Origin of the sequence: Janthinobacterium sp. SUN211 (assembly GCF_030587315.1) — a bacterium.
GTDB classification, from domain to species: domain Bacteria; phylum Pseudomonadota; class Gammaproteobacteria; order Burkholderiales; family Burkholderiaceae_D; genus Janthinobacterium; species Janthinobacterium kumbetense.
The window spans coordinates 20,748-32,832 of sequence record NZ_JAPWIC010000007.1 but is presented as its reverse complement, the minus strand read 5'-3'; the positions used below and the strand labels follow the sequence as shown (position 1 = coordinate 32,832).

Genomic DNA, 12,085 nt, shown 5'->3' with positions numbered 1-12,085 from the left:
CTTTCATGTCGATGGCGCATTAAATCCCGCTTGCGTCCGATTCTCAGGGGGGAAACCGGACAGTTACAGCGCTTCGGCAATGACCAGATAGGCTTGTGAGCGACCGATTCCATACTTCGCCTGCAGGCGCAGGCAGATCGTCGCGCGGCTTTCCCTCTGGTCGAGCAGGTGGCGCGCGAACTTCACGCGCTCCTGCCGGTCGATTGAAGAAATGCCGTCCAGGGCTGCGCTCTTGCGTATCAGCTCTTCAAACTGACGCTTTGCGGGCTCAGGCACCGAGAGAGCCGCCAGCCCATCGAGCATTTTTTGATATGCCCCTTTACGCACCAGTCCACCTGCAGCGTTGCACTATCCGATAAAGTCGTCGCGCCCCCTCACTAAAACCATCACCAATGGGGAGCTTTGGTGCGCACTTAAAGGCACGTCGCGCTTCGCTCAAATAAATTGGTCGGCTGCCAAGGGTTGCTGAACGCCACTCATCAGGACAAGGCGCCGAAAGGCCAGGTAAGTAGCGCCGAACATTCGGTAAAACGTTGCGATAGAAAGCCCTGCGGCGCGTTTGTCCATATCGATATTCCCCTATGAAGGAGCGCTGATTTCTCTCCCCATGTGATTGAGATTTGCTCGGCTTTATTTTGCACCGAATTGCCATGCCGGGAACCGATTTCGCCTCCAATTTCCACTGCGTCGGATCGAAGTATTTCAGCGTAGCAGCACGAAAACCCGTTTTCAATTTGCGCGTTTTCAGTGCGAACTTTGCCGCGAACCAACCCAGTGCGAACCATCTAAACGGCCTTGCCTTTCTTGCATGAAAATGCCTATGGGAATTGCTGCCGCATGGCCGAAAACCACGAAAATGGCCCGAAAATCCCCGATGATTCCCGATAAACATGGTGGTTACTTTTTCGCAGGAGGGAGCAGAGCGGCCGTTTCACTTCCTCGCCGCCCAAAACCCATCTTCTCCGCCATCCTTTCCTGCGCAGCTTTCACGCAATCCATATCCTTTTCGAGGTAGGCCATCGTCGTGATGGGGCTCTTGTGGCGCATGACGGCCTGTATCGTCTGGATGTTCGCGCCGGCCTCCGACAGCAGCGTCGCATAGCTGCCGCGCAGGCGGTGCGGCGTGAGCCCCTTGATCTGGCTCTTCGCATTGGCGGTTTTCATCGCCGTACGGGCATAGCCGGATTGCAGCTGCGTGCCGTCGGCGCGCGGCGCGATCAGGCCTTCGCCTTTGCGCAAGGGTGCCAGATAGTCGACAAGCCATGGCTGGATAGGGCAAGGCTCGGCCTCGCGGCCCTTGGTGATGCCCGGCGTGTAGGTCTTGCGTTCCCAGTCGATCCACTCCCAGCGCGCAGTGGCTGCCTCTCCCTCGCGCAGGCCCAGGCCGAACAGCAACCGTATGGCCACGGCAACTTCGGGCGTGTCTACCGTCGCGGCATCGACCTGGGCGAGCCAATCGCCAGCCGAAGCGAGCGACAAGATGGCACGCGGGACTTTCTGGACCTTCAACATGGTTACTCGCCATGGCAACCGAAGCAGGATCTCGCGCTTGACGGCCCAATTGACCATCAGCTTGATTACCCGCAACCAGGCATTGGCGGACGCTGGCTTGTGGTCGACCAGGTGCAGGTTGCGCGCTTTCTCGATGTGCAGGGTGGTGATGTCGCTCACCGGCAGATCGCCCAGGTCGTAAAGATGCAGGCGCCGGATCACATCCACCGAACGGCGATGCGCAACACTGGCGACGGGTGCGCGTACCAGCTGCCACTCGGCGAACAGTTCGGCCAGCGTTGGTACCGGCTTGCCGCCGTTCGCTCGGGTAACAGCGTCGGCGTAGGCCCGTGCGGCCACAATCTCGGCTTCATGCTTCACCGTCAGGCGCGTGGTGCGCTGGACGCGCTGGCCGGCCACCTGGTACCGGTAATGCCAAATCTTGCTTTCTCCAACTCGAAATAAAGTTGCGCTCATGTTTTTTCCTATCGTAGCTATTTTTTGTGGCAATGTTGAGTAATATGCAGCGGCTGGCGCGGCACCATGGCCGCGCATCCGCACGCGCCGCTGGCTTGGCAGTAGCGAAGTAACGCAGTCACCGTTACAGCGGCGTTACCGGAGCGTTTCCGGGCTTGCGGGCCGCGCCGTCATGGTGATGCTTCGCTATCCCGGAGCACCCGGATCGCAAAGCCGTGGCAGCGCTGCAGTACGTCCACCAGGTCGGCGGGCATGGCCGGGCCCTTCATCCGGTTTTGTCGCCATTGCCCGCAGCGCCTGGCGTTGGCGGTGCCGGCCATGTGCGCGCATTCCAGGCATACCCGCCGTTCATCGTGCTGCTGGTCGCGCACCGTCAGCCGCTGCGCCAGCGCCATTGCGGCCGCCTGACTCAAACCCCGGCCACGAAACAGTGCCGCCCGTGCGCGGGTGGTATCGTCGGGAGGCGTCGTGCTCGATGCCTGGCAAGGCGGCTCCACTTGGAAAAGTGGTTCGGCGATGGGTTGATCGAGGTAACGCACCAGATCTTCCTTGAAAGGGCGCAGCATGCCTGCAGCGAAATGCACCGCATCGGGCTGGCCTTTCAGTTTGAGAGCGCCACTTGCCAGCTCGACAATTACGCCTGCCTTTTGGCATTCCGCCAGCAGGCTTGCGGGGGTCATATCGTCACCTCAACCGAGGAAATTGGTATGACATTGGATGCAACCTTTTGGGAAGGGAGCGCCGAAGGGAGCGAAGGGGGCGCTGTTTTTTCTGTGCTCCCTTCACTCCCTTCGTGCTCCCTTCGTGGAATTGCGCCCGGCAAACACCACATCCATGGACCGCCCATGCTGGCCTTCACCGCCTCAATTCCCAGCGATTTTTTGATGCGTTTGGCCGCATCCCATGAATGTCCAGCATCCCGGATTTCGGCTTGCAAAGCTTTGGTGGCCATGCGACCGCCAGCATCGGTGAGGGTGTCAATCAGCATGCGCTCCAGGTCGTCACGCTGCCCACCATCTCCACCTTCGCTCTCATCGTGCTCAACCTCGCCCAGGATTTCCCGTGCAGTTCCGTCAATGGTGCCTTCCCATACCGCGTGCGTGGCTTCGATGCCGCCATTGATCGTCTTCATGCCTAGGCTGTAAGACACGCCGCCGTCATCCGGTGCGATGTTGGACTTGGCGCGCGCCAGCACACGGCGGGCGCCGTCTTCTTCCTTCGCCGTCACCAGCACCATGCGCGCCAGGGCGCCGAACGCCTGGGAGCCGATAACCCGGTCCTGTGGCGCTTTGCCTGCGCCGCCCTTGGCAAAGTGGGTGATGCCGATCACCGCGCACTGGTGGGCCTCGGCGAAGTCCACCACGGCTTGCAAGCTGCGGCGCACATCATTGGCCCGGTGCATGTCGCCGGCCACGGCGGACACGATAGGATCGATCAGCAGCAGGCTCACGCCACCGATGGCGGCCACCGCGCGGTGCAGCTCCGGAATGTCCTGGGCCGGATCGAATGGCACGCTCTCGCCGTTTTCCGTGATGCCCTCAATAAAGTGGCAGCGGCTCAGGTCGGCGCCGGAGGCGATCAGGCGCGGCACCAGGGTATCGTCGGCCACGTCCTCGCTCGACCACACCAGCACGTTACCCTTGCGCTTGCAGGCGCTGCCATCAGGCCATGGACCGCCTGCCGTCAGCACAGAGGCCAGGCCGAGCGCCAGCGTGGTCTTGCCTGTGCCGGCGGCACCGGCCAGGATGGTCAACTTACCGGCCGGCACCCAACCAGGCCACAGCCAGGTAATCGGTAGCGGCTTGATATCGGTGGCGCAGCGGATTTTCACGGTGCGCGTGTCAGTCGCCGGGATCATCGAACGATCGTTGGTCAGGCTCGTTGCTGGCTCGGCCGGCGGCGCCGCCAGCGCAACAGGCGCAGCATGGCTACGGTCCTGCGACGCGGCCGCGCTGATTGCCGCCATGACAGCCTGGCTTCCCTCGCGGGCATGCAGGTCGTTAAAGTCGGTAGGCTGTCCATCGTCAGACTGAAACACAGGCACCGCCAGCAAGCCGCCAACAGCAGCGGCCGCAGCCTTCGCCTTTATCAGGCCGGTATTGCTACTCTCCTTAAACCTGTCGTCATCGGCGCACACGATGATCCGGATGCCCGGCAGTTTCCCGCGCAATACCCTGGCCACCGCCTCCAAGTTGCCGGCATTGAAGGCCACGGCCACCGGGTAGCCAGTGGCTGCATACAGGCTGGCGCCAGTAGCGAAGCCTTCGCAGACCAGCAGCGTATCGGCAGGCTTGCCGCCAAAGCTGTAGTAGCAGCCCTTGACCTTGCCGTTCGACTTGAGGAGCTTGCTGCCATCCTCGTAGATGAATTGCACGCTGGTGATGGCGCCGGTGGCGTCGCGTATTGGCACGATCAGGGTGCGCTTGTCCTTGAACTCTTTCAGGCCATACGGCTTGATGCCCTTGCGGACGCAGTACGGATTGTCGTCGGTGGCATCGCGCGCGCCGGCCAGTATGCGCACGCACACGGTCGCTGCTTCGCCTTCCAGCTGCAGGCGCGTGAACTCGGCTTCCTGTCTGGCCTTGTCGATGCGCGCGCGGTACTCGGCGCGTTCGGCCGGCGTCAGCACCTGGTCTGACTTGCCGCACCACTTTTCGGACAGGTCGGTTTTCCAGTTGCCGAAGGCGCCGGCCGGCACGCCGTCGCTGTGGAGGATGTACCAGGCCGACTTCTTGCCTTTCTTGTCATCCGGGGCGTCGAAGCGGTGGCGCAGGCCATCGGCGACGATATCGGGCGGGGCCAGGTCGTAGCCGGCCATGGCGATGGCAAACTGTGCCTCAATGTTTGAAAGCGATGCGTTCAATGGATAGCCTCCTTCGGCACAGGAATGCGGATAATGACGGCCTTGAAGGTGCCACCGCGGCGATCTGCCACATCCTGGTGATTGATGCGGATGAAGCGCTTGGCTTCTGCGCGCGTAGAGAAGGAAATGGTTGCGCCAGCAAAGGTGACTCCCCAGGGCTTGTGTGGTGCGGTGGCCATTATTTCGCCTCCTTTACGCGGTATTCGTTCAGCCATGTGATGCGGTCATTAGCGTGCTCGGCCAGCAATCTCGCTGCCGAAATGGCAAAGCGCGTAAGGATGTAGGTATCTACCGGGTCAAGCACAGGCAAGTCTTCGTCGGCCGGATCGGCATCGGTGTTCGTTTCCCTGGCCAGATCGCTATTGCTGGCCATTTCAAGGCACACGCCAATGCCACGGGCGATATCCATCGTGGCGGCGGCGAATTGCGCATCTTGGTCATGCTTCAGGTGGAGGTGCAAGTGCGAGAAGGGCACATGAAACGCGGTGGCTTTTGGCAGCTTGGCCGGTGCAGGTGTGTGACGGGTGTTCATGGTGCACCTCCGTCGATGCCAGCCAACGTGCCCGCGACTTCATCTGCCATTTGCTGTGCCAGCCAAAGCAGATCACCAGGGCCGTCTTCTGGCTGCATTGCCAGCAGAAGCGCGGCCAACTGGCGCGCGCGCATGCGGGCATGCTCGGGAGCGACAGCGTAGGCGAGGTGAATATCAGCAAAGGGCGCATCCAGCACGATGGCCGCATCAATTTGGCTACGAGTGCTCGTTTTCATGCAGCACCGCCGATCTTGGCAACGGCCGTACGCCAGATCGTTTTGCCTTCTTCAATACCGGCAAAGAAAGCGTCAGCGGCGGCCGTGCCGGCTTGGTACGGCAGGTCGAAGTCCTTGCGCTCGATGCGGTGCTCAAGCGCCATGCGGGCGCCGGCCTTGTATTCCTGGCTGCGTGGTGCGCGGCCGTTGTAGAACGCGGTTTGAAAAAGCTGGTCGACGGAGAGGGTGCCGACGAATGAGGGGGAATGTAGGGATGTGGTGGAGCCTGGCATGATTGCCTCCGTGTGTAGTTTTGAAACCGCACAACCCGTCGCCAAACGGGGTGAGCAGCAAATGGTGGGGTTGGCGAACCGGTACACACGGAAACCGGCATACCCGAAGGTATCCCCACCACTGCCGCTCATAGGAGACGCAATGGCTCGGACGAAAAAAAGCCGCCTGGAAGCGGTTGTCCGCCATGTGTAAGTCAGGTCGCCAAACCCGGTCGCTTCTTTTTTTGCGACGTTTTCAGGATAGGTGGAGAATGGCCGCGCGTCAACAGGATTTTTTCTGACATGGTGAGAGAGCATCATGTAGCTCCCTTAGCGCGCTTCGTAATGAAGGCTTCGACCTGGTCCAGATCCCATACAGTGACGGACTCGCCAAGCTTGAAAGGCTTGGGAAACTTTCCTTCTCGAACCCAGCGCCAGACGGTGGCCGGGCTGACTGGCAGCTTGCCGGGCCGCCCCTTGGTAGTCGCCAATTCGGCAATTCTGATAACTTTCTGTGACACGATACACCCCTTGTTTGTACGCCGTAGCGCAATGGGTGCAATGTCCTATTTATTTCCCTTGGCGTGAAGCCGCTGTGCCGGCACGCCGGTTTTTTCGGCCCTCCGAAATCCATTCTCGAACGGTTTTAAGGGTAACTGGAACTAGCTTCCCTGCGGCTGCTTCCGCTGCGGAATTTATGGATTTATACTCATTCTGTTTTTCATCCCAGTCCCAAACTTCGAGCTTCATCTCCCGATTTTCCTTGTGTCTAGCAGCCGCGCCCTTTTTTGCCTGCATCGACAGGCCGTTATTTTTTGGGCCGCGCTCTATCGATAATCCCCTCACTGCACCAAGCCACATGTTGGCCTCACAAGAAAATGCCCATGCCATTTTGCTATTTTTATTTGCTTTCATGGCTTGAACTGCATAGGAGCAACATACCTCTAGCATGGCCATATGCACCAATCCTGCTTTGAAGGCAGGCTTTATGGTTTTTCCCTCCCACTCGGATAATTGTTCAGTTTTTAGAAAATTTTCCAGTTGCGCATCACCATTTGTATTCGGGCTTAGCCAAAAATCCTCGAAAAAAAATGTGAAAAAAGGAAATTCTCTTTCAAGTCCCCATAGATCCCATGTGGCCGCGAGACCGTCGACCACATAAACGGCTTCGGTAAATGATGTGCGCTCTGATCGAGGTAGGCGCAGTTCGTTGTCGCTCATTCCATTCCTTAAAAAAACTGAATAAGTTGTGATTCCAATCATCAGCAAAGTGGGTTTGCAGACATAATCTGTGAATTTATGCGGCACTACCCTGTAGCCGAATAACTTCGGCGCCTGCTCGCAGGTTGTCCAGGTAGTCAGCCCATCGCTGCATCATTTCCCGGCGCGCCGGCAGATGACTGGTGCGGTTGTAGGCCCTGCCGTTCACGTCCCTGACCGCGTGCGCCAGTTGGTGCTCGATCAGGTCGACACGCTCACCCAGCACCTCGTCCATGATGGTCCTGGCCATGGCGCGGAAGCCGTGGCCGGTCATTGCCTCCTTCGGGTAGCCCATGGCGCGCAGTGCCGCATTGACGGTGTTGTCGCTCATGCAGCGCTCTTGCGTGCGAATGCTTGGAAAGACGTACCGGCCGGTGCCGCTCATCGCGTGCACGCCGCGTAGCAGTGCTATGGCTTGGCTCGACAGCGGCACCAGGTGATCGAGGCTCATCTTCATCTTGATGGCGGGGATGCGCCAGAGTGCATCGTCGAAATCGATTTCCGCCCACTCAGCTGCGCGCAGCTCCCCAGGTCGCACAAACAGCAGGGGCGCCAGCTTGAGCGCCGCCACGGCGTAGGGATGGCCGTTGTAGTCGAAGATGGCGCGCAGGAGGCCGCCTGCCTGCTTGGGTTCGGTGATGGCGGCATAGTGCGTGCTAGGCACGGCGGATAGCGCGTCGCGCAGATCGGCGGTAACGTCACGCTCAGCCAGATCTGATGCAACCGCAAACCGGAACACCTGGCCGCACAGCTGTTTGATCTTGTGGGCCGACTCGATGGCGCCGCGCGCTTCAATCTTGCGCAGGGCAGCCAACACGTCGCGGGGTTTGATGGACGAGATCTGCATCGCCCCAATCTCAGGGAAGATATTCCTTTCCAGCCAGGACGTGTTCTTTTGCTGGGTGCTCTCGGCGCGTTCGGCTTGCGTTTTTCGCAGCCACTGCCGCGCGACGGCCTCAAAGGTATGCGATGCGGCCGCCGTCTTGGCATGCTGGTCATCGCGCTTGGCCTGGCTGGGGTCGATGCCGCCGGCCAGCAACTCGCGTGCTTCGTCGCGCCGCTTTCGGGCGGTGGCCAGCGATACGGCGGGGTAGACGCCTAAGGCCAGTGTCTTGCGCTTGTCCAGGAAGCGGTAATCCAGGCGCCAATACTTGCCGGCTTCCTTCACTAACAGGTACATTCCGCCGCCGTCCGTGTGCTTGTCGCCGGCGGGCCTGGTGGGCCTCACCTGTCTTACAAATGTGTCTGTCAGCGCCATGTCTTCCTCCGTGACGGTACTTTTTTTGCGGTATCCGGAAGTACCGCCATAAGTACCGACAAAACTGTACGCTGTCATGCTACGACGTAAGACGATACAAGACAACAAAAAACCCGCGCCTCCTATGAGAAGGGCGGGTTTCGATGCTTCTTAATACGATATGACATGATCATTTGGTGCCCGGAGCCGGAATCGAACCGGCACGCCCTTACAGGCGGGAGATTTTAAGTCTCCAGTGTCTACCAGTTTCACCATCCGGGCAGCGCGGCGAGATTCTAGCACAGGTGATGCCCATAATGCCATCTTGTGCCTGAGCCAGGCTGTCCGGTTTGCGCCGGACAGCCTGGTTTTATCTGCCTGCCGTCAGAACGTCGCCTTGAACTGCACCCCGTACGTGCGCGGTTCGTTGATGATGCCCGTCAGGTTGTCAAAATCGATGGCGCCCAGCGACTGGATCTGGTTGGTGATGTTGCGGCCATAGGCGGAGATTTCGTATTTGTCCCATTTGTAGCCGACACGCAAGCCGCCTTCCAGCAGTTCCTTGGCCTTGTATTCCTTCGCTTCATACAGGAAGAAGTTGTAGCTGGTGCGATAGGCCCAGTCCGTGTAGGCGTAGAACTCGCCATTGGCGACAGGGATGCTGTATTTCAGGGTGAAGTTGGTCTGCCACTCTGGCGCGCGGGGCAGTGGGTTGCCGTCGATGTAGGCCGTGCCCTTGAACGGACCGACGGGGTCGGTGACGGTACAGCCGCTGGCCGGGTTGTTTTGCGCATTGCCGCAACTGAGGACGAACAGTTTCTTGTCCTGGATTTCCGTGTGGTTGTAGCTGCCGCCCAGGGTCATGCTGAGCGAATCGCTGAGATTCGCCTGGAAATCGAGTTCCACGCCGCGGCCGGTGGCCTTGTCGGCATTGATCAGCTGGTTCATGTTGACGGCGCCGCTGCCGGCCGTCAGCTGCTTGTCCTTGACGCGGTACTGGAACACGGCCACGCTCAGGCGCGCGCGCTTGTCGAACAGGTCTTGCTTGATGCCCGCCTCGACGGACAGCGCTTTCTCGGCGCCGGCAAACGAGGGGCGGTCGGCCAGGCCGTTCAGGCGGCCCTGCATCGACGGCGCGCGGTAGCCGGTGGCGATGCGCGCGTAGGCATTGGTTTCCGGCGTGAGCACATAGGTGCCGCTCAAGTCCCAGCTGACGTTGTGCGAGGTGTCGTGCAAGTTGAAGGGGCCGGCCGTGGTCGCTTCCACGCGCTTGGCCGAGAAATCCTTCTTGTCGCTCGTGTAGCGCAGGCCGGCGCGCAGTTTCAGGGCGTCCGAGACCGTGTAGTTGAGCGAGCCGAAGGCCGCATACGACTTCGAGCTCTGGTTTTGCGTGGCGTAGGCGCTGTTTTGCGGATTGCCGGGCGCCAGGCTGTCAAAGCTGATGCTGTCGATCTGGATATCTTCCTTGAAGTAGAACAGGCCGCCTATCCATTGCAGCGGGCCGCGGGCAGACGATTCGGCGCGGAATTCCTGCGAAATCTGCTTGTGGTTGGGAATCACGTCGGCCGTTTCCACGACGAAGGGGATGAAGCCGGGGCCCATCGGCGGGGCGTACACGGCGCCATAGCCGCCGTCGACGTCGGCGCGGCTGAAGAAATCGAGTTTTTCGTAGCCCGTGATCGAATGCAGGGTGATGCCGGGCAAGTCCCATTTCAGGCGCATGCTGCCGCCCTTGGTTTTCAGGTGCTGGCGGTTGATGCCGTCGGTCGGGTAGGAGCCGTAATCGAAATTGTCGACCAGGTCATTCGTGCCCTGTTTCAGGATGTTGGCGCGGAACAAAGTGGCCGTGCCGTCGAGGTTACGCGCATGCACGTTGAACAGGGCCGTGAAATCGCGCGTGGGCTTGACCAGTACCTGCAGGCGTGCGGCGCTGTCTTCATAGCCTTCGAAGTCGCGCGTGCCGGTGGGGCGCGGGTTGTGCACGCGGTCGTCGCGGCGCTGCGTCTGGCCGGAAAAGCGCAGGGCCACCGTGTCGCTGACGGGCACGTTGAAGGCGCCTTCCAAGTTCTTCATGCCATCCTTGCCGAAACCGCCGCTCAGGTAGCCTTCCGTCTTGAAGACGGGTTTGGCGGAGTCGAACTTGATCACGCCGGCTGGCGAGTTGCGGCCGAACAAGGTGCCTTGCGGGCCGCGCAGCACCTCGACCTGATCCACGTCAAACACGGGAAAACCCTTCAGCATGGCGTTTTCCTGCACCACGTCGTCCATCACCAGGCCCACCGGTTGCGAGGCGTTCAGGTCAAAGTCGGTATTGCCCAGGCCGCGAATGTAGAAACGGGGAAAGGTGCGACCGTAATCCGATTCGACGGAGACGCTGGGCGAACGGCTGTTGAGGAAGCGGATGTCGGCGCCGCCGGCCGTCAGGGTGTCGAGCTTGTCGCCCTTCAGGGTGGCGATGGACATGGGCACGTCCTTGATGTTTTCCGCGCGCCGCTGCGCCGTCACGATCACCGTTTCCAGCTGGCCAGGACCGGCCTGCGTCACCGGGGCGGCAGGCGCGTCGGTGGCTGGCGGCGGGACGCTGTCTTGCGCCATCGCCTGCAGGGGGAAGGCGGCAGTGATTGCCAGGGCAATCAGGGTGTGGCGTATTGTGCTGGCGCGTGTGCTGGCATGCGGTGTCATCATGAAACGGCTCCTGTCGGTGAAGGTTGTTGGGGCGCTGCAAGCTGGCGCTGGCCAGTTGGACGAAAAATCATGCTAGCACGGAAAGTTTTGGTATTCATGCCATTTTTCAGGCCTGCTCATTCATATGTTTTTCGACTGAATACGCGAATAAAATCGTATTTGTCGTCAATATTGGGCGGGTGCATAGTGGAGTGCCGGTAGGCTTGCGCGAGCGCAAAGTGGCCTGGCGTGGCGATGGTGGTTTCCTGCGGAAACGCAAACAGAGGGAGGGCTATTGCCGCGCGGCCCGCGCCCGGACACTGGAAATACAACAGCTGCCGCGGATTTTTTTCGGCAGGGGCGTGTTGTTGCTGCGCGACAGGGGATAGTGGCGGTGGGGGCCATCCCCGTGTGCGGATCAGCCGGGAATGGGCGTGCCCTGGTGAAAAATCATTTGCCAGCGGCCATCGCGCCACTTCCACAGCGAACTGCGCAAGCTGGCGCTGGCAGGCAGGGCGCCGCTGGCGTGGCGTTGCGAGCGGTAGGTCACCGAGGCCACATCGTCGGCCAGCAGGCGGGCTTGAAAATCGCTGATGCTGCGCGGACAAAAATCTTCTGCCGGCAAGTCCGCCAGGGTCGCGGCGCGTGTCCAGAGCTTGCCCGAGCTGCCGAATTCGACGAACTCGTCGGCTAGCAGCGCTGCCAGCCTGGCGCTGTCGGCGCGCACGGCCCGGCTTTGCAGCGCCGCTTCCAGCGCCTGCAACTGCGCCGCCAGGCGTGCGCCGTCCTGCGTCTGCTCCTGCGCGTGGTCCATTGCCAAGGTCTTCAGATGGGAAACGCGCCCGCGCCCGACACATTCAGGCAGGCGACCTTATCGCTGGAAAAATACTTGATTTGCCCCAGGCCGATGGCGTAGCAGCCGTCGCTGAGCGGGGAAATGGGGCCGGTGAGTTTTTCACCGCTGATCAGGGTCACCACCCAGGGCGTTGTGGCCGGTTTGCCCGCGTGGGCCAGTGCGTGTTGTACCAGGTCTGACATGGAGCCTCCGATGGAAATCAAAGCTTGATGATAGCA

Annotated in this window: 14 protein-coding genes and 1 tRNA gene; all 15 read right to left on the bottom strand. The window is 60.5% G+C overall.

Annotation, left to right across the window (positions count from 1 at the left end):
• Positions 1 to 63: 63 nt before the first annotated feature.
• Positions 64 to 327 carry a hypothetical protein gene (locus O3301_RS21950; protein ID WP_305052488.1) on the bottom strand — a complete coding sequence of 88 codons (264 nt, stop codon included), beginning with the start codon at positions 325 to 327 and terminating at the stop codon, positions 64 to 66.
• A 570-nt stretch (positions 328 to 897) separates the two neighbouring features.
• The gene (locus O3301_RS21945) at positions 898 to 1,968 is read right to left on the bottom strand and encodes a tyrosine-type recombinase/integrase (RefSeq protein WP_131689423.1); all 1,071 of its coding nucleotides are present in this window, start codon (positions 1,966 to 1,968) and stop codon (positions 898 to 900) included.
• 170 nt (positions 1,969 to 2,138) lie between these two features.
• Positions 2,139 to 2,648, bottom strand: coding sequence for a hypothetical protein (locus tag O3301_RS21940; protein ID WP_305052487.1), 510 nt, complete (start codon positions 2,646 to 2,648; stop codon positions 2,139 to 2,141).
• Positions 2,645 to 4,831: an AAA family ATPase gene (locus O3301_RS21935; protein WP_305052486.1), complete on the bottom strand. Its 2,187-nt coding sequence runs from the start codon at positions 4,829 to 4,831 to the stop codon at positions 2,645 to 2,647. The genes O3301_RS21940 and O3301_RS21935 overlap by 4 nt, the downstream gene beginning before the upstream one ends.
• The gene (locus O3301_RS21930; RefSeq protein WP_305052485.1) at positions 4,828 to 5,010 is read right to left on the bottom strand and encodes a hypothetical protein; all 183 of its coding nucleotides are present in this window, start codon (positions 5,008 to 5,010) and stop codon (positions 4,828 to 4,830) included. Before O3301_RS21930 ends, O3301_RS21935 begins: the two co-directional genes overlap by 4 nt.
• On the bottom strand, positions 5,010 to 5,363 hold the full coding sequence (locus O3301_RS21925) for a hypothetical protein (RefSeq protein ID WP_305052484.1): 354 nt from the start codon (positions 5,361 to 5,363) through the stop codon (positions 5,010 to 5,012). Before O3301_RS21925 ends, O3301_RS21930 begins: the two co-directional genes overlap by 1 nt.
• On the bottom strand, positions 5,360 to 5,599 hold the full coding sequence (locus O3301_RS21920) for a hypothetical protein (protein ID WP_305052483.1): 240 nt from the start codon (positions 5,597 to 5,599) through the stop codon (positions 5,360 to 5,362). The genes O3301_RS21925 and O3301_RS21920 overlap by 4 nt, the downstream gene beginning before the upstream one ends.
• Entirely contained in the window at positions 5,596 to 6,171 is a 576-nt protein-coding gene (locus O3301_RS21915) for a hypothetical protein (protein ID WP_305052482.1), read from the bottom strand. The genes O3301_RS21920 and O3301_RS21915 overlap by 4 nt, the downstream gene beginning before the upstream one ends.
• Complete coding sequence (locus O3301_RS28615; protein ID WP_369812226.1) at positions 6,168 to 6,371, bottom strand: helix-turn-helix transcriptional regulator; 204 nt, start codon at positions 6,369 to 6,371, stop codon at positions 6,168 to 6,170. The genes O3301_RS21915 and O3301_RS28615 overlap by 4 nt, the downstream gene beginning before the upstream one ends.
• A gap of 49 nt (positions 6,372 to 6,420) precedes the next feature.
• A complete protein-coding gene (locus O3301_RS21910) occupies positions 6,421 to 7,071 on the bottom strand; it encodes a hypothetical protein (RefSeq protein ID WP_305052481.1) in 651 nt (216 codons plus the stop codon).
• A 76-nt stretch (positions 7,072 to 7,147) separates the two neighbouring features.
• Positions 7,148 to 8,368 (bottom strand): integrase arm-type DNA-binding domain-containing protein, encoded by a 1,221-nt coding sequence (locus O3301_RS21905; protein ID WP_305052480.1) that lies wholly within the window; start codon positions 8,366 to 8,368, stop codon positions 7,148 to 7,150.
• 174 nt (positions 8,369 to 8,542) lie between these two features.
• Positions 8,543 to 8,629, bottom strand: a tRNA-Leu gene (locus tag O3301_RS21900).
• A 102-nt stretch (positions 8,630 to 8,731) separates the two neighbouring features.
• The gene (locus tag O3301_RS21895) at positions 8,732 to 11,029 is read right to left on the bottom strand and encodes a TonB-dependent receptor (RefSeq protein WP_305057605.1); all 2,298 of its coding nucleotides are present in this window, start codon (positions 11,027 to 11,029) and stop codon (positions 8,732 to 8,734) included.
• 400 nt (positions 11,030 to 11,429) lie between these two features.
• Positions 11,430 to 11,825 carry a nuclear transport factor 2 family protein gene (locus O3301_RS21890; protein WP_305057487.1) on the bottom strand — a complete coding sequence of 132 codons (396 nt, stop codon included), beginning with the start codon at positions 11,823 to 11,825 and terminating at the stop codon, positions 11,430 to 11,432.
• An 11-nt stretch (positions 11,826 to 11,836) separates the two neighbouring features.
• Positions 11,837 to 12,049, bottom strand: coding sequence for a hypothetical protein (locus O3301_RS21885; protein WP_010399127.1), 213 nt, complete (start codon positions 12,047 to 12,049; stop codon positions 11,837 to 11,839).
• Positions 12,050 to 12,085: the final 36 nt, after the last annotated feature.